The following is a 24,751-nucleotide window of genomic DNA, read 5'->3' on the forward strand; positions in this document are numbered from 1 at the left end:
GTGAATGGCGGCTCGTGGTCTCGACGTCGCGCCTGGGTCTTCGTGCTCGCTTGCTGGGCGCTCCTGTTCGGCGCGTCCGCGCGTGGGCAGGCGGAGAGGCCCATCGTGTACGTCGCGCCCATTCGTGGCGAGATCGACAATGGCCTCGCGCCCTACGTGCAGCGCGCCGTGCGTGAAGCCGAGCAGGCCGGCGCCGCCGCGCTCGTCTTGCCGATCGACACCTTCGGCGGGCGCGTGGACGCGGCCGTCGTCATTCGAGACGCCCTGCTCGGCGCGAAGGTCCCGACCGTCGCCTTCATCTCGCCGCGGGCGATCTCTGCGGGCGCGCTCATCGCGCTCGCGGCCGAGGACATCGCCATGACCACGGGCGCGACGATCGGGGCCGCGGCGCCCGTGCTCGCCGGTCCCCAGGGGCAAGCCGCGCCCGCCGGCGAGAAGGCGACCTCGTACGTACGCAAAGAGTTCCGCGCGACCGCGGAGGCGCGCGGCCGGGAGCCATTGCTCTTCGAGGCCATGGTCGACGAGGACGTCGAGGTCCCGGACGTCGTCGCGAAAGGCAAGCTGCTCACCCTGACGACCGACGAGGCGCTCGCGCTCGGCGCCGCCAGTTATCGCGCCGAGACCCTCGACGAGGTCCTGGCCGAACGAGGTTTGTCCGACGCGGAGATTCGTTCGCTCACCCCGAACTGGGCGGAGAAGCTCGTCCGGTTCTCGACCTCGGCCGCCGTCAGCTCGCTCCTGCTCGGGCTCGGCATGCTGGGGCTCTTCGTGGAGATCCGCACCCCGGGGTTTGGCGCGCCAGGCATCGTCGGGCTCGTTTGCCTCGCCCTGTTTTTCTGGTCGCACGCGATCATCGCGCTCGTGGGCTGGGAGGAGCTCGCGCTCGTGGGCGGCGGGATCGCGCTCCTCTTGCTGGAGATCTTCGTGATCCCCGGGTTTGGCCTGGCAGGCGTCCTCGGCGTGGCGGCCTTGCTCGCGGGGCTCGGGATGAGCTTCGTCGGCGCGGGCGTGACCACGGCGGGTATCGTCTCGGCCGCCGCGCAGGTCGCCGTCGCGCTCGCCGTCACGCTCGTCGGGGCCGCGCTCCTCTTGCGGTTCCTCCCGCGATTGCCGTTCGGTCGGCGGCTCGTCCTCGAGACGGGGCACCCGGATCACGCGCTCCCCTTCGAGCCCTCGCCCCTCGACGCGATCCTGCCCGGCGACCTCGGCAAGGCGGCCTCGCCGCTGCGCCCCTCGGGCGTCGCGGAGATCACGGGCGCGCGGGTCGATGCGATCTCCGAGGGTGAATTCATTCCGGCCGGCACGGCGCTCGAAGTCCTCCGCGTGGAGCGGAGCCACGTCGTCGTCCGCCGCGCTTTCGAGAAAGAAAAGGGGTGATCACATGTTCGGCGTGGAGCTCGGGATCATCGGGATCGTCGCCCTCGTGCTCGTGGGCCTGTTCGTCGTCCTCTATCTGGTCCCCGTGCCGCTCTGGATCGCGGCGTGGGCCTCGGGGGCGTACGTGGGTTTGTCGTCGCTCGTCGGCATGCGGTTCCGAAGGGTGCCGCCGGGCACCGTCGTCAATGCGCGGATCAGCGCGGTGAAGGCCGGGCTCGACGTGTCCACGAACGACCTCGAGGCGCATTACCTCGCGGGTGGCCATGTCGAGCGCGTGGTCAATGCCCTCATTTCGGCGGACAAGGCGAACATCCAGCTCCCGCTCAAGCGCGCCGCCGCGATCGACCTCGCCGGCCGGGACGTGCTCGAGGCCGTGAAGATGTCCGTATTGCCGAAGGTGATCGAGACGCCGCGGGTCGCCGCGGTCGCGAAGGACGGCATCCAGCTCATCGCGATCGCCCGCGTCACGGTGCGCGCGAACCTCGACCGGCTCGTCGGCGGCGCCGGGGAGGAGACGATCATCGCGCGTGTCGGCGAGGGAATGGTGAGCACCATCGGCTCGGCCGGCAGCCACAAGGAGGTGCTGGAGAACCCCGATCACATCTCGAAGAACATCCTCGCGCGCGGGCTCGACGCGGGCACGGCGTTCGAGATCCTCTCGATCGACATCGCGGACGTGGACGTGGGCGCGAACATCGGCGCGAAATTGCAGATCGACCAGGCGAACGCGGACAAACAGATCGCGCAGGCCAAGGCGGAGGAGCGCCGGGCGATGGCCGTGGCCCAGGAGCAGGAGATGCGGGCGCTGGTCGTGGAGGCCGAGGCGGACGTGCCGCGCGCCATGGCCGAGGCGTTCCGCTCGGGGAACCTCGGCATCTTCGATTATCACCGGATGCGGAACCTCGAGGCGGACACGTCCATGCGGCATTCGGTCGCGAACGACGTGTCGAGCGACGTCAGGCCCGCCATCGGGCAGACGCGCAGGTGAGCCGTGGACGCGCTCGTCTCGCTGCTCATCCTGATGTTTTTTTTGCTGGTGCCGCTCCTGCCCGCGCTGTTCGCGCGGGCCGCCCAGAAGGCTCAAAAGCGCGCCGAGCAGGCGTTCGTGGAGCACAGGCGCGCCGTGGCGGAGGCCTCGCGGCAGAGGTTGCCATCCCCGTCGCGCCCCCTGCCCGCGCGGGCCCACCCCGAATATCGATCGCTGGAGGAGATCCCCGCGCGCCCAGTCTCGCTGGAAAAACTCCCGCCGCGGGCGTCCGCGCTCGAAGAGATGCTGCCCGAGGTCCCGAGCACGCTCGAAGGGACCCCCGAGCCGCCCTCGCCCGTCGCCCCCGAGCCGCGCCGGCTCGCCCGACGCGCGCCGCTGGTTCGTTTGGAAAAACCTTCCGACGTGCGCCGCGCGATCCTGCTCGCGACCCTGCTCGGCCGGCCGCGCGGCGCCGATTGAGATCAGTCGTCCTTCGCCTCGGCAGGCGCGGGCGCCTTCTTGATGCCGAAGACGACCTCGATCGAGGTCGAATACGTCACCTCGCCCGGCGCGAGGGGCGGGCCGCCGCCGCCCCATTTCGCCTCGGCCGACGCGAACATCGGCATGGGGCCGATCGGGCCGCGGCCGATCACCTCGCTCACGCTGATCACCGGCCCGAGCTCGAGCCCCGCGAGCTTCGCCAGCGCCTCGGCGCGCGCCTTCGCGTCCGCGACCGCCTTCTCCCGCGCCGCGGCCTCGAGCGGCTTCGTCTCGTCGATGCCGAAGCTCACGCTCCACACGTTGTTCGCCCCCGCGTCGACGGCCGCCTGCAGCACCTGGCTCGCCTTCGACACGTCGCGGATCGTCACCTCCACCGTGTTGCTGACGCGGTATTTCACGGCCGGCGCGGGCGGCGCGGCGGGCGAAGGCGCGGCCGCGGGCATGGGCATCGGCGGCTCGACGTAGGGTCGCTCGACCTGAATCGAGAAATTCGCCGTTTGCAGGTCCTTGTCCTCGATCCCGAGCTTCTTCAGCGCGCCCATGATCGCCTTCATCCGCGCGCTCGTCTGGTTCATCGCCTCCTCGACCGTCGCGGCCGAGGCCTCGACGCCGAGGCTCGTGCGCGCGATGTCGGGGCTGCCCTTGGCCTCGCCCTGGCCGACGACGGTGATGTGGCGGATCGCCTGGTGCGGCGCGCCGCGAGAGCCGTGATGAGGCCCGGCGCCGCAGCCGAGCAGCCCGAATGACGCGGGGACGAGCAGGACGAACGCGAGCACGGAACCGAAGCGCATACGAAAGATCCTCCTGACGGAAATCACGCCGAGCGACCACACACGTCGAGGGCGGCCGCCCGGACTCTGGCAGATGGTCACGCCGGTGTCGAGTTCTCCCGATTGTTCCGGGGCCGGGTTGGAAGGGATCGTGCAAGAGCGTCGAATCGTCCACGCCGTGCGCAATGTTCGTACCCGACGCGCACGGAGGCGCGGCCGAGCGACAGCGCACGAGCGGCGCATCAGGACGACGATATGCCTGGGCGAGCCACATTCTCCTCCGCGCGACGGCAACGTCCGAGGATCGGCCCCGACGAGCGCGATTCGCGCGACCGACGCGGGCGCTCCTCGGCGCGCCTGCCCGACTTTCGCGCGCTCTTCGAGTCCGCGCCGGAGAGTTATTTCGTCGTCGACGCGAGCCTCACCCTCGTGGCCGCGAGCAACGCCTTTTTGCGCACGAGGCTGGTCACGCGCGAGGCGATCCTCGGCCGCCACCTGTTCGACGTCTTTCCGGATAACCCCGACGATCCGAACGCCACGGGCATGCGCAACCTGCGGGCCTCGCTCGAGCGCGTCTTCGCGACCGGGGTCGCCGACACGATGGCCGTGCAGAAGTACGACATTCGCGTGCCCGAATCGGAGGGCGGGGGCTTCACCGAGCGGTATTACAGCCCGACGAATACGCCGGTCCTCGACGAGAACGGGCGGGTCACGCACGTCCTCCACCGCGGCGAGGACGTGACCGAGTTCGTCCACCTGAGGCAACTCGGCGGCGAACAGCGCCGGATCGTCGAGGCGGAGCGGTCGCGCGCGCACCGGATGGAGGAGGAGCTCTACCACCGCGCCCAGGAGATCCAGCGGGCCAATGAGGAGCTCCGTATCGCGAACGAGAAGCTCAGCCGGTTGGACGAGCTCAAGACCCGCTTCTTCTCCAACGTGAGCCACGAGTTCCGCACGCCGCTCACGCTCATGCTGGGACCGGTCGAGGAGCTGCTGCACGGCGCGCATGGCCCGCTCTCGGCCGAGCAGCGCCACGAAATCGAGGTCGTGCGGCGCAACGCGCGCCGGCTGCTCAGGCTCGTCAATGCCCTGCTCGATTTCTCGCGGATCGAGGCCGCGGCCGTGCAGGTGGCTCACGAGCCGACCGACCTCGCCGCCTTCACGGCGGAGCTCGCGAATACCTTCCGCTCGGTCGTCGAGCGGGCCGGGCTCCATTTCGTCGTCGATTGCCCGCCGCTCCCGGAGCCGGTCCACGTCGACCGCGACATGTGGGAGAAGATCGTCTCGAACCTCGTCTCGAACGCCTTCAAATTCACGTTCGAGGGGACGATCGAGGTCTCGCTCCGCTGGAAGGGCGAGCAGGTGGAGCTCGTGGTGCGCGACTCCGGCACGGGGATCCCCGCAGACGAGCTGCCGCGGCTCTTCGAGCGTTTTCATCGCGTGCCGCGCGCGCGCGGGCGCACGTTCGAGGGCTCGGGCATCGGGCTCGCGCTCGTCCGCGAGCTCGTCGGCTTCCACGAAGGCAAGGTCTCCGTCACGAGCACCCTCGGCAAAGGCAGCACGTTCACGGTCTCCATTCCCACGGGCAAAGCGCACCTGCCCGCCGAGCGCCTCGGCGCCGAACGCGAGCACGGCCTCTCGGCCACGACCGCCGCGGCCTTCGCGGAGGAGGCGTCACACTGGATCGACGCGCCCGCGCGGCTCCTCGACCAGGCCCCCCCGTCCTCGAGCCTCGCGCCCGCGATCACCCGCGCCCGCGTCCTGCTCGCCGAGGACAACGCCGACATGCAGCGTTACGTCCGCCGCCTGCTCGAGCCGCTCTACGACGTCGAGGTCGCCTCGAACGGGATCGAGGCGCTCGAGCGGGCCCGCGAGCACGTCCCCGATCTGATCCTCACGGACGTGATGATGCCGGGCCTCGACGGCAGCGCGCTCCTCCGCGCGTTGCGGACCGATCCGCGGACGCAGACCGTGCCCGTGGTGATGCTCTCGGCCCGCGCCAGCGAATCGGCGCGGGTGGAGGGCGCCCTGCTCGGCGCCGACGATTACCTGGTCAAACCTTTCTCGCCGCGGGAGCTGCTCGCGCGGGTCGGCTCGCGGCTCGAGCTCGCGCGGCTGCGCCGGCAGGTGGCGCACGAGACAGAGCGCCTGCGCGAGAGCGAAAGACGCTTCCGCACGATGGCCGACAACGCGCCGGTCGTCATCTGGGTGACCGACGCGTCCGGGTCGTGCGAATACATCAACGACACCTGGCAGCGGCTCACGGGTCAATCGCCGGAGCAGTCCCAGGGCTTCGGCTGGCTCGACATGGTGCACCCCGAGGATCGGCCACGCGCCGAGGAGATCTTCAGCGCCACTGTGCGCCGTCAGGAGCCGGTCACGCTCGAGTATCGCTTGCGATTGACGGACGGCTCGTACCGGTGGTTCCTCGATCACGGCGTCCCGCGGCGCGGCGAGGACGGCGGCGTCCTCGGCTTCATCGGCTCGTGCACCGACATCACGGAGCGCAAGCAGGCCGAGCAGATGCAGGCGGAGGCGGACCGCCGCAAAGACGAGTTCCTCGCGATGCTCGCGCACGAGCTCAGGAACCCGCTCGCGCCCATGCGGATGGCGCTGCACATCATCCGGGCGCGGCAGGCGTGCCCCGGCACCGAGCGGCACCTCCAGATCCTGGAGCGACAAACCGACAACCTCGCCCGCCTCGTCGACGACCTGCTCGACGTCTCCCGGCTGACCCGGGGCAAGATCGAGCTCCGCAAGGAGCGGATCGACGTCGCGTCCGTGGTCTCACGCGCCCTCGACGCGACACGCGGGCTCATCGAGGCGCGACGGCACGTGATCACCGTCGAATTGCCGGACGAACCCGTGGCCATCTTCGCGGACGCGGTTCGTATGGAGCAGGTCCTCGTCAATCTGCTCACGAACGCGGCGAAATACACCGATCCGGGCGGTCACATCGTCGTCCACGTCGAGCGGATCGACGGTCGGGTCGAGCTCTCCGTCGCCGACGACGGTGTCGGAATCGCGCCGCAGATGCTCGATCGGGTCTTCCACATCTTCGAGCAGGCCGAGCGCACCCTCGACCGGGCCCAGGGCGGGCTCGGGATCGGGCTCTCCATCGTCCGGCGGTTGGTCGAGATGCACGGCGGGACGGTCGAGGCGCGGAGCCGCGGCCTCGGGCACGGCAGCACGTTCCTCGTGTGGTTGCCGGTCGCGCCCGACGCGCCGGCCGAGGCCTCGAACGACCGGGAGAACGCAGAGCACAACGCGACGACGCTGCCACACCCGGGCCGGCGGTTACGTGTCCTCGTGGTGGACGACAACGTCGACGCCGCGGCCATGATCGGGGAGCTCGCGCGGCATGCGGGCCACGAGGTCCGGATCGTGCACGACGGGCTCTCCGCGCTCGCGGCGGCGGGCGAGCAGCGCCCCGAGATCGTTTTTCTCGATATTGGTTTGCCCGGGATGGATGGCTACGAGGTCGCCCGCCGGCTGCGCGCCTCCGCGGAGCGCCCGGAGAAGCTCATCGCGCTGACCGGTTATGGCCAGGAGTCGGACCGCCGCCTCGCCCTGGCGGCCGGCTTCACGCAGCACCTCGTGAAGCCGGCCCAGCCCGACGTGGTCCTCGGCCTGCTCCAGGCCGCGGCCGCGGCGTAGGCCTCATTTCGGCGAATTGCAGGCGCCGCTCGCAGAGGCCGACACGTTGTTGTCCGTCCGGCACTCGGTCCACGTCGGGTGCGGCGGCGCGCCCACGTCGTCGACGACGGCGTAGATCGGGGTTTGTCCGTTCGTGACATCACCCGGCGCCGCGGCGAGCGGGAGCACGACCGACTCGGACTCCGCCGGATACAGCACCTTCGAGGTCGTCGCCTGCCCGAGGAGCTCGCCGTTCGGGTGGTTTCCCTTGTAAAACCCGACGACCACGCCCGCGGGCAGCGAGGCCTCGCCCACGTTGCGCACGACCGCCACGAGCGCGTACGGCCCGCCGCAGAATGGGCCCACCGACACGATCGCGTCCGGCGCGGCGAACTCGCTTCCCGGCTGCTTGTTCTGGCGGAAATTGTTGAGGCCCGGCTGGAGGTAGTTCGGCGGCTCCTTCGTCGGGATCGTCCCGTCCTCCTCGACGTTCGTGATATGGTAGGCGTGCTCGTTCCACACCCGCCGCGTGCGCACCCACTTGCCCGCGGTGTCGCCGAAGATCCGCACGCCCGACTGCGCGTTCGCCGCGCCGTCGTTGCATTGCAGCGAGGCGCTCGCCTGCCCGTACGCGTTCGACACGGCCACGATGTCGGCGTGCCCGTCGTTGTCCACGTCCGCCACGACCGGGTTCTCGATCAAGGTCGCCGTCGTGTTGCACCGCTCCCAGAGCACCTCCCCCGTCGGGCCCTCGTAGACCCGCAGGCGCTGCTGGTCCGAATACACGACCTCGGCCTTGCCGTCGCCGTCGAAATCGAAGACCGTGCTGCCCGTCGACGCGCTCGAGCAATCACTCGTCTGCTTGATCCACAAAAACGTATCGACCCCCTGCACGGCCGGGTCGACGAGCTTCTTGCCGTCGAGCACCGCATACCCCACGCCGCCGGCCATCGCCACGTCCGGCGTCCCATCCCCATTGAAATCGGCGATCGTGGGCGGGCCCCCGCCGTGCGTGTTGCCCCAGCTCCCCGCAGGGCAAAGCGAGGGCGAGAGCGGGCCATTGATGTCGAGCGCGGGGCGCACGATCGTGAAGCCCCCCGGCGCCGCCGCGTCGTACCGCCACACGACGAGCGCGTGGTTCAGGTTGTCCACGACGACCACCTCGGGCTTGCCGTCGGCGTCGAAATCGGCGACCGCCGGCCAGGGGCTCTTCCAGTCCTGCGTCGCGTAGAAGTTGCTCCCGTTCGCCGTCTGCGTGTCGACGAGCAGCACGCCCTTCGCGTCGAAGGCCTGGCTGCCCGTCACGATGTCGAGCGCGCCGTCGCCGGTCACGTCGCTCACGACGAACGAGCTCGCGAGCGGCGCCGAGAACGGCGCTTCCATCACGCCCGTCGCGCCGTCGAGGATGCCGTCCTCGACGACGACCTCCACCGTCCCGTCGCCGTCGACGTCCGCGATCGTGGGCATGAAGCAGCGCATCGGCGGCGTCGCCCAGAGCTCGGTGCCGTCGCCGCGCAGCGCGCGCACGCCGCCGTCGACGCCCTCGGCGCAGCCCACGACCTCGTTGCCCGGCGCGCCGTCGATGTTCCCGCCCGCGAGCTGCTTCGTCGGGTGAATGCCGGCTGCGGACCATTTCTCCACGACCTGCCCGCCCACGACGCTGATCGCGTGCAGCACGCCCGCGCCCTGGTAGTTGCCGTTCGTGAACGTCGCGAACACGATCTCCGGGATGTCCTTCGCCGTGACCTTCCCGTCGCAGTCGTCGTCGTCGAGCTCGATCACGATCGGCGACATCATCACGTCCGTCGAGTAGGGCGGCGCGAGCAGCCCACCCCAGGCGAACTTCAGCTCCGGCGCGAAGGTCGAGGGCGCGGGTTTGTACTGACAACTCTCGAGGCACGTGAGCGGCGCCCCGGGCTCGGGCGGGGGCATGCCGGGCGCGCACGTCGGCGGCTTCGGCAGGCATTTGCCCGAGGGCAGAGCCGCCCCGCCCATGCACCCCGCGTCCATGCCGGCGTCCCCGCCCTGCGGGTCGCCGAGCGAGAGCTCGCAATATTCCCCCGCCGCGCAGTCGCCCGACTCGGCGCAGCTCGCCCCCGGCGCCACGCACTTCTGGAACGAGCAGACCTGACCGCCGCCGCAACACGCGTCGCCACACGCGAGCTCCACCACGCAGCACACGCCGCCCGCGCATACGCCGCCGTCACACGCCTCGCCGGGCGGGCAGCTCCCTGCGTCGAAGAGCGTGTCGTCGCCGCCCGTGCCCGACGACGAGCTCGCGCCTCCCATGCCCCCCGTCCCGGTCGCGCTGCCCGAGGCCCCCGCGCCGCCCGTCGACGAGCCGCCGTCGCCACACCCTTGACCCAGCGCCGCCACCAAGACCGCGGCGGATGAAGAAAGAACCAGGATGCCAAACCTTCGTCGCATCCCAGGAGGAATGGCACTGCGACGTACAGGCGTGAAGGACAAATCTCCTCGGTCCCCCCTTCCAGTCTCCGGTGACGCCCGAGATCCGCGTCGGGGTTCGCTTGACGCACCTCGCCGCCCCAGCCTAGGCTCCGCGCTCCCGGATCGTCGGGGGGACTTCCATGCCTCAAGTCGAGCGGATCAGAACCGCGCTTTTCGTCGATTTCGACAACATCTACCTCGGGCTCCATCGGGTCGATCCGGAGGCCGCCGAGGTCTTCGCCACCGAGCCCACGCGCTGGCTCGCGTGGATGGAGCGGGGCCTCATCGGCAAGTCGCAGAGCAGCGAGCCGGGCAGGACGCCGCTCTCGGTCCTCGTCCGCAAGTGCTACCTGAACCCGAAGACGTTCCACAAGTACCGGCCCTACTTCACGCGCGCCGCGTTCGAGGTCGTCGATTGCCCGCCCCTCACCTCGCTGGGCAAGACGAGCTCCGACATCCGCATGGTCATGGACATCCTCGACACGCTCGGCCACCCGACGCGCTTCGACGAGTTCGTGATCATGTCGGGCGACGCCGACTTCACGCCCGTATTGTTGCGCCTCCGCGCCCACGACCGGCGCACCGTGGTCGTGGCCGTCGGTTATGCGGCCTCGGCCTACATCGCCGCGTGCGACAGGCTCATCACCGAGGACCGGTTCATCGAGGATACGCTGCGCGTCGCGACCGAGAGCGGCGAGGGGTTCGAGACGACCGCGCTCTCCCTGCGCGAGCGCTCGTTTTCGATGTTCCCCTCGGCCTCCATCGCGCCTCCGCCGGCCTCGTTGCCCGCCGGCGACGCGGGCGCGGAGCTGCTCTCACAGATGGCCGCGGCCGTCGTGGGCGCCGCGCGCGCGGCCGGGAGCCTGCCCGCCGCGAGCCTGCCGCGCGTCTACCGCCGCTTCCAGGAGTTCTCCGCCGCGAGCGACTGGCTCGGCTTCAAGAGCCTGCGCGCCCTCACCGAGGAGCTCTGCCGCCGCGACGGCCGCCTGCGGATCATCGAGGACGAGGCCGAGAGCTGGCGCGTCACGGCCGACCCGGCCGGGCCCGTGCCGTCGTCGCTCACCTCGCCCGCGTCCCCTCCGCAGATCGTCCCGCCGCCGCCGCCGATGCCCGCCCCGATGTCGAGCTCGATGTCGAGCCCGATGTCGAGCCCGGCGCCGAGCGTGCCGGTTCCTTCGAGCCCGAACGTTCAGCTCTCGGCGACGATCGAGTCCTCGCCCGACACCTTGGCGCGCCCCTCCGATTTGCGGGCCGAGATCGTCCGCGTCCTGCGGGATTTCGTGTCGAGCTCGCCTCGCCCCGTGACGATGGCCTCGGCCTCGCAGGAGGTCATCCGGCGGCTCGGCAACGTGGTCGTCGACAGCCGCTGGGCCGGCACCGGCAGCTTCAAGGATCTGCTGCTGCACGCGAGTGATCCCGGCTTCGTCGTGCACACGGCGAGCCCGGGTCACCTCTTCGATCCCACGCGGCACGAGGCGCCGCCCGCCGAGAGCGAGGACTGGCCTCCGCCCTCGCGCGACGAGTTCTGGGGCGTGCTCCGGCGCGTGCACGAGATCACGGGCGTGCCCGTCCTCCGGCCGCCCGAGTTTGGCCTGCTCTTCCGGACGATCGCCGACATCCTCGGCAAGAGCGCGTTCCAGGTCACGGCGACCTCGAAATCGGTGCGGGACGCGCTGCTCGCAGAGGGCCACTCGGTGTCGCGCTCGGCCGTGACCTTCGTCCTGCGTGGCATCATGTACGGCGGTCTGCCGCTGCACGAGGCGCCGAAGCCCTGGGGCGCGCGCCTGCTCGCCGAGGCCTTCCAGCGCAACGTGCTCGCGATGTGCGAGGACGCCGAGCTCAACCTCTCGGCGGCCGAACGCGCGGCGATCGAGCGCTGGCTGATCGGCGGGATCGAAGAGGCGCCGCCCGCGGACGAGACCATCGTGAGCGGAACGACGCAAGAACTGAAAGTCTGAGCCTCGAAAGGACCGATCACCATGGGCCTCGTCGAAGACCTCCTCCTCACGCTCGACAAGAAGAGGCCGAGGCCGCGTTCGGTCCGGCCAAACCCCTACCTCGAAGGTAATTTCGCGCCCGTGGGCCGGGAGGGTGATTTCCCGTCGCTCTCGGTCCTCTCGGGCGAGGTCCCGCGCGAGCTTCGCGGCACGCTCTACCGGATGAGCCCCGGCCCCCGCTTCGAGCCGCCGAACCCGGATTTGTATCATTGGTTCGACGGCGACGGGATGATCGACGCGTTCGTGATCGAGGACGGGCGCGTCTCCCAGAAGAACCGCTGGGTCCGCACCGAGAAATGGCGCCTCGAGGACCGCGCCGGCCGCGCGCTTTACGGCGGCCTCCGCGACCTCGCCCGCTCCACGACGATCGAGGGCTGGCTCGCGCTTGGTTTTTCCGGACAAGAGCTCGTCGGTCTGCAGGCCCAGGCCATGCTCGGCAAGGGGCCGAGCCCGGAGCAGCTCGAGCGCATCCTGCGCGCCGTCGACCGCAGCAACACGAGCATCCAGCGGATGGCGGGGCGGCTGCTCACGCTCGTCGAGGGCTCGGCCGCGCACGAGATCGACCCGGTCACGCTGGAGACGAGGGGCTCCTTCGATTTCGGCGGCGCCATCCAGGCCGGCAAGGGCGGAATGGTCGCGCACCCCAAGATCGAGCCCGGCACGGAGACGGTCTACACGTTCGGCTACTGGGGCGGCCGCGGCGGGCTCTCGTATCACGTCCTCGGCAAGGACGGCGCCCTGCGTTTGTCGCGGGACATCGAGGCCCCGTTCCCCGCGATGATGCACGATTTCAGCGTGACCGAGACGCGCGCTGTGTTTTACCACCTCCCGGCCGTGCTCCGCATGGACGACCTCGAGAGCCCGAACACGGTCCGGTGGCAGCCCTCGCGGGGCGCGCGGATCGGCGTGGTTTTACGGGACGACCCCCACGCGCCCGTGCGCTGGTACGAGATCCCGCCCTGCTTCGTCTTCCACCCGATGAACGCGTACGACGACGGCCATGCGGTCGTGCTCGACATCGTGCGGTATCCGCGCCTGCCGCTCTTCGATCCGGGCGGGGAGACGATGAACCCGGGTATCGAAGAGTACCCGCCCGGCCTGCTCGTGCGGCTCCGGCTCGACCTCGACACCGGCGCGATCACCGAGACGGTCCTCGACGACGCGCCCTGCGAGTTCCCCGTCGTCGACGGGCGCTTCGCCATGCGCCGCCACCGCTACGGCTGGGTCGCGGCGAGGCTCTGGCCCAACTGCGGCCGCGGCATCATGAATGCGATCGGCCGCGTCGATTTCCAGACCGGCGAGGTCCGTTATCGAAACCTCGGCCGATCGACCTACACCAACGAGCCGCTCTTCCTCCCACGCGCAAAGGACGCGCCCGAGGGGGACGGATACCTGATCACCACGGTTTACCACGCCGACGAGGGCGAGAGCGACCTCTTGATCCTCGACGCCATGGACCTCGACGCCGAGCCCGTCGCCGTCGTCCGCGCGCGCCAGCGGGTCCCCTACGGCTTTCACGGCACGTGGATCCCCGGAGCGGGCTGACCATTTTACGAGAGCGCTCCCCAGAGCGCGCAGAGCTCCTCCGTCGAGAGGTCCCGGCGATACTCGTCCGGGTTTTTCCCCTTCCCCGCCTCGAACGCGCGCACGTACCGCTCGACCAGGGCCGCGCCGCTCCCGGTGATCCGGCGGATCTCCTCGTTCGTCCGCCCTTTCTGGTGCAGCCCCACGACGAGGTGCGGCCGGCCCTTCTTCGTCCGGGCCGGCTCGATCGTGAATCGATAGGGCCGCCCGAGGAAGGCGCGCCGCTCCGGGGTCGCGCCCTTCTTCAAGGTCAAACCCACCCGCGGCGAATCGAAGACCTCCGCCGCGCCGCCGCGGGGTTTGTCGTGGGTGAGGTAAAGCGGCGAGCCCTCCCTCGGATCGATCGACCCATCGAACGAGCCCACGAGCGCCGCGACGCTCTCCATTCCCGTCCTCGCGAGCACGTGATCGACACACGTGCAGGATCCCTCGATGATCGCGCCGCTCGCCGCCTCCACGATCGTGCGAATCAAGATGCCGACGTACGTATCGGGCCTCCGCCCCATGGCGATGTCGACGCCCTTGTAAGTGCCGCCCTTGTAGGTGCCGCCCTGCCGGTGGAAATACCAGATCCCCGACTCGACCTGGATCGGGTCCCGGTGCGCGAACGGGTCCTCGTGCCCGGGTCCGTACCAGTAAAACTCGACCTCGGCGAGGCGATGAGCAGCTCCGGCGATGTGGAGCGTCGCGTGATTGAGAAGGACGTGCGCCGCGCGGCGGAAGGCCTCTCCGTGCGCCTCGTCGGCCGCGCCCTTCGCCGGCAGCGCGGCCGCGAGGACGGGGGTCAGCGGGCTCGGGCGGGGCATTTCACGTCCGCGGGCTCGGGCGCCCATTTCCCTGGGGTGGCTTCGCGACGAGCCTTCGCCGCCTCGCCTCCTCGGCCGCCCGCATGCCCGCCCTCAGGTCCGCGTACGTCACGAGGCTCCCGAAATCGACCCCGAGGTCCACGATCGTGCGCGCCACGTCCGGAGAGACCCCGACGAGCGCCGTCTCCGTGCCGAGCAGGCCCGCCGCGCGCGTGGCCCGGAGGAGCTGCTCGGCCACGGACGCGTCGATCGAGGGCACGCCCGTGATGTCGATGAGCACCGTCTCCGCCTGGTGATCCTGGATCCCCGCGAGCAGCGCCTCCATGAAATGCTGGCCTCGCGCCTCGTCCATCTGCCCCACGAGCGGCGCCACGAGCACGCCCTTCGCGAGCGGCAGGAGCGGCGTCGAGAGCTGCCGGACGAGCTCCATCAGCTTCGTCTGCGTCTCCAGGAGCACGAGCTCGCGCCGCTTGGCGTCCTCGGCCGATCTCCGATCCGTGATGTCCTCGCTCATTCCAATCAGGAAGAGCGGCTGCCCCGCCTCGTCATAAAGCGGGATCTTGCGGGTATGGCAGATCCGCACGCCCAGGCCTCCGATCGGCACAACCTCTTCGGGGATGTCGACGATCACCCGACCCGCCAGGATCTCCCGGTCCTGCTGGATGAACACGTCGGCCTGCTCCTTCGGGAAGATTTCGTGATCGTTCTTGCCGACCCACGAAAAGTTGAAGGCTTGCTCCATGTAGCGATTCGTGTGGATGTAGCGCAGGTCCCGAGCGTCCTTGATGAAGATGAACATCGGGAGGTTGTCGAGGATCGTATCCAGGAACTGTGACGTGCTCCGCAGCGATTGCTCGGTCTCCCTTTGCTTCGTGACGTCCTCGAAGATCGAGCCCACGCATTGCCCCGAGAGCGGGAAGGCCTTGATCGCCCAGGCGATGTCCGTGCCGGTCTTCGCGTCCTTCGTCGTGTAATCGATGTCCACCGTCTTGCCCTGGTGGACCACCTCGACGTACCGATCGATGAGCCCTCTCTGCCGCGGAACGCTCGAGACCTCGTCGAGCAGCTTTCCGACGAACTTCGCCGTGGGCCGCTGCGTGAGCTCTTCGGCGGCGGGGTTGCCGTACACGCAGCGCAGCGCGGCCTCGTCGCCCTGCGAATCCTCGAGCCGATAGACGTAGAGCCCGAGCTGCATCGCCTCGACCACCTCGGCGCAGCGCGCCCGGTGCTCCTCCTCGGCCGTCCGCAAGCGCACCCGCACGAGCGCGCCCCGGCCGCCGTCGACGGCGCACGCAATCGCCAGGATCGAGCTGCCCGGGGCCCCGAGGTCGAGCTCGAGCCGCTCGCGCGCGCCCGCCAGCACGTCCTCGATCCCCCGCGCCGCCGCGAGCGCCGCCCCTTCGAGCACGCTCGTCGGCAGGAGCCGGAAGGCGCCCTGACGCTCGAAGAACGGGAGGAAACGCGCGCCCTCCTCCGAGGCGAAGAGGCGGTCCATGCGCGGGTTGGTGAGCCGAACGCGGCCACGAGCGTCGACGAGCGCGGTCGCGTCATCGAGGACCGAGAGCAGGAGGTCCGGGTGGATGGAGAACGAGGCCGGCGCGCCGTCGAGGGTTGCCATGATTTTGCCGGCCACGATAACACGAGCCGGCAGGTTGGGCGACGCCGCGCGGGCGGCGGGCACGGCTCGGACGAGCGCGCCCGCTCCTCGACGTCATCGTGCTGTCACGGAACGACGAACACCGCGCCGTTCATGCCGCCGAGCGCGTGGGGCACGCAGTAGTAGGGATAGGTCCCCGCCGTCGACATGGTGAAATCCGCCGACGCACCCGAGTTGGTGACCGTGGCAAACGGGCCCGTCGCCGCGGGCGTGGCCATGCCGTTCGCGACCACGCCGCCCTGCAGCGGATGGCTGGAGAACGAGCCCGAGAACGTCACGACCGTCCCCGCCTTCACCTTGATGCACTTCGGGGTGTAGGCGAAGCTCGAGAACGTCACCGTCGTCGCCGACATGGCGGTGAGGTCCGTCGCCATCGACGGCGTGCAGCCATTGATGTTCGCCACGCACTGGCCGCCGTCGCAGATCCCGCTCTGGCATTCGGCATCGCCGCCGCAAGCGTCGCCATTGCATTTCGTGCACGTCGCGCCGCCGCAATCGATGCCGGTCTCGTCGCCGTTCATGATGCCGTCCATGCAGGTCGCGGGGGCCACGCATGCGTTGTTCATGCAGACGTCGCCGTTCATGCAATCGGCGTCGACGTTGCAGGCGACGCAGGTGCCATTGTCGTCGCAAACCGCGCCGCCGCCGTCCGTGCACATGGTCCCGACCGCGACGGGCGTGTGCGTGGGCGCGCCCGCGAGGCACGCGTCCATCGTGCAGGAGTTGTTGTCGTCCATCACGTCCATCGCGTCGTCCTCGACGATCGCCATGCCCATGCCGTCGCAGACGTGACGCTTGCAGTCGCCGGCCATTTCGCCCGAGGTCGGCGTGCCGTTGGCCTTGGCCTCGGTGCCGCAGGTGCCGGCCATACAGGTCGCCTGCTCGCACTCGTTCGCAGGCGTCGGGCAATCGTTCGGCGTGAGGCACACGCCCATGCCGCCGCCCGCGCCGCCCATGCCGCCGCCCGCGCCGCCCATACCGCCGGCGCCGCCCATACCACCGGCGCCGCCCATACCACCGGCGCCGCCCATGCCGCCGGTTCCGCCCATACCACCAGCGCCGCCCATGCCGCCGGTTCCGCCCATGCCGCCGGTTCCGCCCATGCCGCCGGTCCCGCCCATGCCGCCGGCTCCGCCCATGCCGCCGGCTCCGCCCATGCCGCCGGTCCCGCCCATGCCGCCGGTCCCGCCCATGCCGCCGGTCCCGCCCATGCCGCCGGTCCCGCCCATGCCGCCCGTGCTGGCCCCCGTGCCCGTCATGTCGATCTGACCACGATCGACGGTCGCGATGAGCTCGCAGCCCGAAGCGAAAGAGACGAGCCCCGCGGCAGCGAGCACGGCGCCGGTCAGGATCTTTGCGTTCTGCATCTTCATGAGGTGCCTCGAAGGGTAAGGGTCATCCGAACGGCCATGGTACGGCCGGGACGGGAACCGCAATTGACAAATTTTCCCGCGCCTGTCAAGGATCTCGTGCAGCTCGAAACTTGCAGCTCCCACGGTTCACGCGACGAACCGATTGCCGTTCAATTGGTGGATCTGCAATCCGCCGCGCACCCGTCGAAGCTCACGACATTCCCGTCGTCGCACACCTCGCCCGCGTCGAGAATTCCGTCGCCGCACCGCGGAATCGTGCAATCGAGCCGACAAACCGAGGGCGCGCCCAGCGCGACGATCCGGGCCGTCGTGGTGCGATCGAGCACGTTCTTCTCGCCGCTCCCGTCCACCCATTCCCAGCGCTCGATCCCCTGGAGAAAGCCGGGCACCACGTCGACCACCCACGCGCCCGGCGAGGGAAGGCCGGAGAGCGCGGCGCCGTCGGTGTTGTTGTCGAACGTCCAGTCTCCCTGCGCCGTCGCGGGATCGAGCAGCGAGAATTCGCCCTTCCCGTCGTCCACGACCGCGACGAACGTGCCCTCCGGCAAGCCCAAAAACCCCATCTGCACGCGCGCGGGAGGCTGTTCCTGCCCGCTCGTATTCTTGTCCACGCCGTGGACCGTGACGAGCCCGAGCAGGCCCCCGGGCGCGAGGTCGCGATACAAAAACAGCTTGCTCGCCCCGAGCTCCTCGAACCCCGTGTGCGCGCTGGCCGAGCCGTAGTCGTAGAACGAGACGAGCGGCATGGGCCGCGTGATCGGCAGGACGGGCCGCGCGAGCGCGCCCTGCAGGAGCAAAAAGGCCGGGCTGTCGGCGTTCGCCGCGCCCCCGTCGCACGCCTCCAGGCCCGCGTGCACGAAGCCGTCGCCGCAGATCGCCGGCAAGCAGCGCGAGGGGCAATCGTCCGTGTCGACGCCATTGCCGTCGTCGCAGACCTCGCCCGGCTCGACGATGCCATTGCCGCAGCTCAGCAGGGCGCAGCTCGCCGTGCAGCCGTCGCCCGAGACGAGGTTGCCGTCGTCGCAGGCCTCGACGAAGGCCCGGACGATGCCGTCGCCGCAACGCGCGAAGAGGCAGCCGGGGACGCAGGCGTCGGTGGCGACGTCGTTGTGGTCGTCGCACGCCTCGCCCGGGTCGACGAGGCCGTCGCCGCAAAAAGGATCCCCCCGCTCGGCCTCGGGCGCAAAAAGGGCGCTGCGCGCGCCACACGCGGCGGCGAGGCCGAGCAGCGCGAGAGCGGCGAGAGCACGTGCGTGCATGCGAGCGAACCTACCACGAGCGCGCCGCCTCTTGCCGCGCGCGCGGCGCTCCGATAGAGCTTTTCTTCGTGGGTGGACCAGACCCTCGCGTTTCCTTCTCCCTCGCGATCGCGATCACGCTCGCCTCGCCCGTCGCTTGCTCGTCGTCGAAGGACACACCCGACGCGTCGGCGCCCGCGCCCTCGGCCTCACAAGCCGCCCTGCCGCAGACGAGCGCCGCGCCCGCGCAGCCATCGCCGCTCTCGCCGGCCGAACGCAAGGGCGGGGCGATCACGCGGAGCCGGCAGGGGGATGTGCTCTTCGTGGCCGACGAGGATCACAAGGTCCTGCGGAAAATCCCGCTCCCGCTCGCGCCCGGGGCGGCCGTCGCCGAGGTGCCGCTGCCCGGCGCGCCGGCCGAGGTCCTCTCGATCGACGGCGCCGTGCTCGTGACGATCCGCGATCCCGGCCTGCTCCTCGTGCTCCGGCCCGACGCATCGGGCTCGTTCGTCGAGACGAACCGTGTCGCCTTGCCCGCCGACGCTTGGGGCCTCGCGGCGACGGCGGACGCACGTCACGCCTTCGTGACGAGCGCCTGGACGCACCGGGTCTCGAAGGTCGATCTCGCGGCGGGCAAGGTCGTGTGGTCGGCGGACGTCGCGCGCGAGCCGCGGGGCGTCGTGGCGCTCGGAAACGGCGAGGTTTTCGTCAGCCACCTCGTGGGCGCGGACGTGACGCACGTGCGCGAGGAGGCGGGCGCGCCGGTCGTCTCGACGATCAGCGTGATGCCTTCCCCCGCGCGCGCGCCCTCGGGGAAAAAGGTCCACGCGTCGCTCGGGTATTCGCTCGTGACCTCGCCCGACGAGGGGCGGCTCTTCGTGGCGCGGCACGCGGTGGGCGCGCTCGCGCGGCGCTCGTGGTACGGGCAGCCGACGGTGGACGTCGTGCTCCTGCCCGGGAAAAACGGCCACGCGGCGCCGACGCAGCTCGCGGCGATCCACGTGGGCGGGCTGCCTGCGCAGAAGAGCCGGGTCGCGGATCTGACGATGACCGCGGACACGCCCGTGTCGATCCCGGGCCGCGACCGAGGGCCGTTCACGCAGCCCCGCGCGATGGTCTACCGCGCGAAATCCGACACGCTGCTCGTCGCCGGCGAAGGGGACGACGTCGTCGCCGAGCTCGACGCGGTGGCGCTCGATCCGACGCTCGCGATCGTGCGGATCTTCCAGGTCGGCCAGAAATACGATCCGGGCTACGGCGCGGCCGGCGAATGCGGCGCGCCTTCGGGGATCACGCTCTCGCCGGACGAGGACACGGCGTACGTGTTTTGCCGCTCGACCTACGACGTGGTCGCGCTCGACCTCGCGCCGAAGGCGCCAATCGACCCCGTGGTGCGCGAAAGAAAAACCCGGGTCCATCTCGCCGACGACAAACTCTCGGGGGACGCGCAGAAGGGGCGGAGGCTCTTCTACAACGCGACGGATCCCATTCTCAGCGGCGGCCTCGGCTGCGCGGGTTGTCACCCCGACGGGCGCGACGACGGTCACGTCTGGCGCGAGGCGACGTTCGACACCGTCGACGGGCTCGGCACGAACTTCGTGGGCGCCCACGAGAACATCCCCGATCTCGCAAAATCAAAAGGTTTTCCCCGACGAACGCCGATGCTCGCGGGCCTCGTGAACGCGGCCGGGCCTTATGGCTGGCACGGCGAGAGCCCGGACCTCGGCGCGCGCGTGACGGCGGGCATGAGCCTGCATCGCTGGGGTCGCATGCCGCAGAACATCGGCGGCGCCGCGGTGGGCCGCGCCGCGCTCGTCGCCGCGTTCGTGCGGGAAGGTTTGGTCCCGCCGCCGCGGGAGAATCGCGAGCTCACCGAGAAGGAAAAACGCGGGCGCGAGCTCTTCAATAGCGACGCCACGAAATGCGCCCGCTGCCACGTGCCCGAGACGAGCTACACGGATCGCACGCCCTATCCGCTGAAGCGCCTGCCGCCCGTGAGCGGCTTCGACGACGAGACGAAGCAGGAGTTCAAGACGCCCTCGCTCCGGTTCGTCGCCGGCAGGCCGCCCTATTTCCACGACGGCCGCGTCTCGACCCTGGAAAAACTCATCGAGATGAACGGCGATCGCATGGGGAACACGAGCCAGCTCTCCGCCGAGGACCGCGAGGCCCTCGTCGCCTTTTTGAAGACGTTATGAGCCGCGCCCGGATCCTCAAAGCCCTGGTCTTCCTCCTGCTCCTGCCGGCCGCCAAGGCCGAGCAGCCGCCGAGCGAGGAGGAGAAGCCGATCGATTTCGAGCCGATCCCGGTCGAGGAGGGGACGCCGAAGCCACCCACGCCGGCCGAATGGCAAAACGCGGCGCGGGTGAAGATCCACCGCAAGGGCCCGCGCGCCGAGCATTGCCGGGCGTGGCGGGCGCGGGGCTGGCTCAAGGTGCATTGCGACGTGCAGACGACGGCCGCCTCGCTCGTCGGCGGCGCGAGCCGGGGCGTCTCGCTCTGGATGTCCGAGCCCAAGGAGGGCGTGCCCGCGCCGCCGTCGGGCCAGGTCATGTTCCCGATCCGGCCGGGGGACCGGCGGATCTTCGAGCTGTTCTCCTTCGGCGAGACCTATGGCGGCTCCATGGTCTCGCCGGGGCTCGTATTGCAAGAATACTGGATCGAGGGGGACCCGGCGCCGGTCCTCGTTCTACGCTGACAAACGGTTTTTCGGGTGTGGGAGGATTGCAGATGAAGGCTCTTCGTTGGCTCGCTTTTGGCACGGCGCTTTCTGGCTTCGGCTGCGGCGGCGGCGCGCAGGAGGGCGCTGCCGTCGTGAAGGAGCCGGCGCCGGCCGAGGACAAGCCGCAAGCGACGAAGAGCGACCCCGAGCCCGCGACGACGGCCGCCGCGCCGACCGCCGCGCCCGAAGCGACCGCCGCGCCCGCGCCCGAACCCCCGAAGGCGCCCCCGAGCCCTTGCCCCGAGGGAATGGCGTTCATCCAGGGCGGGGCGTACAAGATGGGCTTCTTGAAGAACGAGGCGAAGGTCGCCGATTTTTGCCTCGACAAGACGGAGGCCACGGCGAAGGACTACGAGGCGTGCGTCGAATCGAAGAAATGCAACGAGGCGTTCGTCACCTGCGCGCCCGAGGCGACGTACAAGAAGGCCGGCAAGGAGGACCATCCGATGGTCTGCGTCGATTTCCAGCAGGCGATCGATTACTGCGGCTCGCAAGGAAAACGCCTGCCCTCGGACGAGGAGTGGGAGTGGGCCGCGCGCGGCGGCGAGGAGGGGCGCGTCTATCCGTGGGGCAACGAGGCTCCGAAGGATCAGCTCTGCTGGTCGGGCGGAAAAGAGGGCCTCTTGAAGGGCACGTGTCCGGTCGCGGCGCACCCCGCCGGCGCGAGCAAGGACGGGCTGCTCGGGCTCGCGGGCAACGTCTTCGAATGGACGACGAGCGTGCAGGATTCGAGGACGAAGGACCGCGTGGGCCGCGGCGCGAGCTGGCGGGACGGCATCCCGAACATGTTCCGCAACGAGCGGCCGGGGCGTTTCCAGGTGACCTACCGCTGCGGATTTCTCGGGATTCGTTGCGCGATGCCTCCGAGAGCGGCGGCAGGTCAATGAGGCAGGTCGCGCCGCTCCGCGATCACCAGCGGCCCTGCTGCACGCGGCCGATCATCTCGTAGGGATACCCCGGCTCGAACGCGCTCGCCTCGTCGAGCCGCTTCATCTCCTCGGCCGAGAGCGAGAGGTCGGCGCCGACGAGGCAAGCGTCGAGCTGCTCGAGGCTACGCGCGCCGAAGATCGCGCTCGTCACCGCGGGCTTGTGGAGCAGCCAGGCCAGCGAGACGGCGGCCTTCGTCGAATTGCGCTCCCTGGCGACGGCGGTGACGGCGTCGAGGATCCGCCAGTTGCGCGGGCTGTCGAAGCCGGCGAGCTGGTTTTTCCACTTGTCGAGCCGCGCGCCCTCGGGCGGGGGCTGGTTCTTCTGGTACTTGCCCGTGAGAAAGCCGCCCGCGAGCGGCGACCAGGGCAAGAGCCCGAGGCCGAACCTCTTGCAGAGCGGCACGTGCTCGCGCTCGAGCTCGCGCGAGACCAGGCTGTATTGCATCTGCAGCGAGACGAACGGGGAGAGGTGCGAGGTGCGGCTCGTCCAGAGGCTATCGGTGAGCCGGTACGCCGCGTAATTGCTGGCGCCGATGTAGAGGACCTTTCCCTGGCGCACGAGGTCGTCGAGCGCGCGCAAGGTCTCCTCCTCGGGCGTGTCGTTGTCCTGCATGTGGATCTGGTAGAGGTCGATTCGATCGGTGCGCAGGCGGCGCAGGCTGTCCTCCACGCAGCGCATGATGCGATATCGCGAGGCGCCCGTGCCGTTCGGGCCGTCGCCCATGCGGAAGCGGAATTTCGTGGCGAGGACCGTGCGCTCGCGGTGCTTGCCCTGCACGAGCCAGTTGCCGACGACGCGCTCGGAGAGGCCGTCCTGCCCGTAGACGTCGGCCGTATCGATGAAGTTCAAGCCGCGGTCGAGGGCGCGGTTCATGATGGCGTGGGCCGTGGGCTCGTCGCAGCCCACCTTGTGCATGAACGATTTCTCGTCGGCCTCGCCGAACGTCATGGCGCCGAGGCAGAGGGTGGAGACCTTGACGCCGCTGCTTCCGAGGGTGCGGTATTCCATGGGGTCGTCATAGCGCGCGGACCGCGGCTGTCGACCCCGCGCGTGCGCTCAGGGCATGACGCCCAGGTGGGCCGCCACCTCGACGACGGCGAGATACGCGGCCCCGACGGCATTCTCGAACGCGGGCACGCCGTCGGTGTCGTGGCAGGCGAAGCTGATCTTGCCGAGCGGCTGCCTCGACGAGAGGCGCGCCGCGCCAAAGACAAACCCTTTGTCAGCGGCGATCATGGCGTGGCCCCAGCGGTAGAGGTCGACGCCCGTGACGGTGTCGCGCACGCCGGGGATGACCTTCTCGAGGTCCGAGAGGATACGCTCCTCGTACTCCTCGAAGGGCTTCGTTTGCAGGTCGACGCGGGCCGTGGGCCCGAGCAGGGGGCAATAGCAGGAGAGCACGTTCGGCCGATCGAGCGGGGCATTGACCGGGTCGGCGTGGCTCGTCCAGTCGGCGACGATGAAGTCGGCGAAGAGGGTATCGGCGCCGTGGACCCAGTTGTCGAAGCCGAGGTTCGCCGGCGTCTTGTTCACGTAGACGGCGGCGACGAGGTAGGGCGTGTAATGAAAATCCTTCGCCTCGTCGCGGCCGGCGGCGCCGAGGTCGGGCAGGACGTGCTTGGCGATGTACCGGTTCGCCGCATAAATCGCGGTCTTGGCGCGGATCGTGGTGACGACGCCGTCGATCATGTAGGAGACGTGGACCTCGTCGCCCTCGTTCTTCGCGCGGAGCACGAAGGCGCCGGTCTTGATCTTGTCGACGCCGATCTTCTCGGCGAGCATGAGCGCGAGGTAGGCATTGCCGCCGGGCTGGGAGAGGACGGGGCCGAATTCGGCGCAGAGGAAGCTGATCGCGGCCCAGGCCGAGACCTTGTCGTAGGTCGTGCCGAGCGAGGAGCGGCAGTACGGGTCGAAATACTGGCCCACCTCGGGCGCCCAGCCCTTCCCTGCGATGTATTCGGCGAGCGTGATGTTGTCGAGGCCGCGGACGTCGGGATCCGTCGTGGAGTTGTCGGTCGGCGTGTCGAAGCCGAACTTCATGTCCTGGCCCTCGTAGTCGTACCAGGCGATCATGTCCTCGCGGAAGGCCTTGAGGTCGGCGATGACGTTCGGCGGATACGGCAGGGCGTCCATGCCCGCCTCCCAGCCGTCTTCGTAGAATTTGCCGGCGATCCAGTCGCCGTTCGCCGGGCCCGGGATGATGTACTTCTCGTCGACGATGGGGGTGCCCTCCATGTCGTAACCCGTGATGATGCCGAGGTCCTCGTAGGTCTCGTTGAGGTTGTCGTTGTACGGAAAGACCGTGTACGCGGCGGCCTGGCCGTGGGTGCGGTCGGGATCACCGCCCTTCTTGGAGACGCCGCCGACGGGATCCTCTTTTTCGAGCAGCAGGATGTTCGTGACCCCGCTCCGCTGCAATTTGCGCGCGGCGACGAGGCCGCTGATGCCGCCCCCGATGATCACGCAGTCGAGGAGCTCCCCCGACGCCGCCGGCAATTCGAAGGCCTTTCCGTCGCGGATCTCGTGGCAGATCGTGAAGACGTCGCCCTTGTACTGCGGCCCCGCGGGGGGCGGCGTGCCCGTGCCGGGATCGTCGCTGCAGCCCGCGCCGAGGCCGCCGAGGAAGACCCCGGAGGCGCCCACGAGCAGGCCATTCAGAAAATCGCGGCGCCGAAGCCCAGGGGCCAGCGTCTTGAGGGGCTTCCGGTTCGGGGGGTCACTCTTGAATTTCATGGTCTACCTCCA

The 24,751-nt window shown here is 69.9% G+C and carries 17 protein-coding genes; 9 read left to right on the forward strand and 8 right to left on the reverse strand.

The window, feature by feature from the left end:
- From GF068_RS21065 to GF068_RS21075, 3 genes are read left to right on the forward strand one after another with little or no spacing between them, the layout of a single operon-like run.
- Positions 1-1,377, forward strand: coding sequence for an NfeD family protein (locus tag GF068_RS21065; protein WP_153821247.1), 1,377 nt, complete (start codon positions 1-3; stop codon positions 1,375-1,377).
- A gap of 4 nt (positions 1,378-1,381) precedes the next feature.
- Positions 1,382-2,365 (forward strand): flotillin-like protein FloA, encoded by a 984-nt coding sequence (gene floA, locus GF068_RS21070; protein ID WP_153821248.1) that lies wholly within the window; start codon positions 1,382-1,384, stop codon positions 2,363-2,365.
- Positions 2,366-2,368: 3 nt separating this feature from the next.
- A complete protein-coding gene (locus GF068_RS21075) occupies positions 2,369-2,824 on the forward strand; it encodes a hypothetical protein (RefSeq protein WP_153821249.1) in 456 nt (151 codons plus the stop codon).
- A gap of 2 nt (positions 2,825-2,826) precedes the next feature.
- Here the strand turns inward: GF068_RS21075 and GF068_RS21080 are convergent, their stop codons facing one another.
- Complete coding sequence (locus GF068_RS21080; RefSeq protein WP_170319596.1) at positions 2,827-3,636, reverse strand: SIMPL domain-containing protein; 810 nt, start codon at positions 3,634-3,636, stop codon at positions 2,827-2,829.
- Positions 3,637-3,870: 234 nt separating this feature from the next.
- Here GF068_RS21080 and GF068_RS21085 point away from each other — a divergent pair, with 234 nt between their 5' ends.
- Positions 3,871-7,272 carry an ATP-binding protein gene (locus tag GF068_RS21085; RefSeq protein WP_153821251.1) on the forward strand — a complete coding sequence of 1,134 codons (3,402 nt, stop codon included), beginning with the start codon at positions 3,871-3,873 and terminating at the stop codon, positions 7,270-7,272.
- Between the two features lie 3 nt (positions 7,273-7,275).
- Here the strand turns inward: GF068_RS21085 and GF068_RS21090 are convergent, their stop codons facing one another.
- Entirely contained in the window at positions 7,276-9,678 is a 2,403-nt protein-coding gene (locus GF068_RS21090; RefSeq protein ID WP_153821252.1) for an FG-GAP repeat domain-containing protein, read from the reverse strand.
- Positions 9,679-9,839: 161 nt separating this feature from the next.
- Between GF068_RS21090 and GF068_RS21095 the strand changes: the two genes are divergently transcribed.
- Positions 9,840-11,657 carry an NYN domain-containing protein gene (locus tag GF068_RS21095; protein WP_153821253.1) on the forward strand — a complete coding sequence of 606 codons (1,818 nt, stop codon included), beginning with the start codon at positions 9,840-9,842 and terminating at the stop codon, positions 11,655-11,657.
- 21 nt (positions 11,658-11,678) lie between these two features.
- The gene (locus tag GF068_RS21100) at positions 11,679-13,241 is read left to right on the forward strand and encodes a carotenoid oxygenase family protein (RefSeq protein ID WP_153821254.1); all 1,563 of its coding nucleotides are present in this window, start codon (positions 11,679-11,681) and stop codon (positions 13,239-13,241) included.
- 5 nt (positions 13,242-13,246) lie between these two features.
- On the opposite strand, the gene GF068_RS21105 is transcribed toward GF068_RS21100, so the two are convergent.
- The 4 genes from GF068_RS21105 to GF068_RS21120 form a co-directional block, all read right to left on the reverse strand.
- A complete protein-coding gene (locus GF068_RS21105; RefSeq protein WP_153821255.1) occupies positions 13,247-14,086 on the reverse strand; it encodes a hypothetical protein in 840 nt (279 codons plus the stop codon).
- Position 14,087: 1 nt separating this feature from the next.
- The gene (locus GF068_RS21110) at positions 14,088-15,704 is read right to left on the reverse strand and encodes a PAS domain-containing protein (RefSeq protein WP_153821256.1); all 1,617 of its coding nucleotides are present in this window, start codon (positions 15,702-15,704) and stop codon (positions 14,088-14,090) included.
- Positions 15,705-15,808: 104 nt separating this feature from the next.
- Complete coding sequence (locus GF068_RS21115; RefSeq protein ID WP_170319597.1) at positions 15,809-17,116, reverse strand: plastocyanin/azurin family copper-binding protein; 1,308 nt, start codon at positions 17,114-17,116, stop codon at positions 15,809-15,811.
- Between the two features lie 149 nt (positions 17,117-17,265).
- Entirely contained in the window at positions 17,266-18,375 is a 1,110-nt protein-coding gene (locus GF068_RS21120; protein WP_153821258.1) for a DUF4215 domain-containing protein, read from the reverse strand.
- 68 nt (positions 18,376-18,443) lie between these two features.
- On the opposite strand from GF068_RS21120, the gene GF068_RS21125 reads away from it, so the two are divergent.
- From GF068_RS21125 to GF068_RS21135, 3 genes are read left to right on the forward strand one after another with little or no spacing between them, the layout of a single operon-like run.
- A complete protein-coding gene (locus GF068_RS21125; protein ID WP_206079510.1) occupies positions 18,444-20,552 on the forward strand; it encodes a c-type cytochrome in 2,109 nt (702 codons plus the stop codon).
- The gene (locus GF068_RS21130) at positions 20,549-21,052 is read left to right on the forward strand and encodes a hypothetical protein (protein WP_153821259.1); all 504 of its coding nucleotides are present in this window, start codon (positions 20,549-20,551) and stop codon (positions 21,050-21,052) included. Before GF068_RS21125 ends, GF068_RS21130 begins: the two co-directional genes overlap by 4 nt.
- 32 nt (positions 21,053-21,084) lie before the next feature.
- Positions 21,085-21,963, forward strand: coding sequence for a formylglycine-generating enzyme family protein (locus tag GF068_RS21135; RefSeq protein WP_153821260.1), 879 nt, complete (start codon positions 21,085-21,087; stop codon positions 21,961-21,963).
- Positions 21,964-21,985: 22 nt separating this feature from the next.
- Here the strand turns inward: GF068_RS21135 and GF068_RS21140 are convergent, their stop codons facing one another.
- Together GF068_RS21140 and GF068_RS21145 are read right to left on the reverse strand one after the other, a co-directional pair.
- Entirely contained in the window at positions 21,986-23,014 is a 1,029-nt protein-coding gene (locus GF068_RS21140; protein WP_153821261.1) for an aldo/keto reductase, read from the reverse strand.
- 48 nt (positions 23,015-23,062) lie between these two features.
- Positions 23,063-24,739, reverse strand: coding sequence for an FAD-dependent oxidoreductase (locus GF068_RS21145; protein ID WP_153821262.1), 1,677 nt, complete (start codon positions 24,737-24,739; stop codon positions 23,063-23,065).
- Positions 24,740-24,751: the final 12 nt, after the last annotated feature.

It is taken from the genome of Polyangium spumosum, from assembly GCF_009649845.1.
Taxonomy (GTDB): Bacteria; Myxococcota_A; Polyangia; order Polyangiales; family Polyangiaceae; genus Polyangium; species Polyangium spumosum.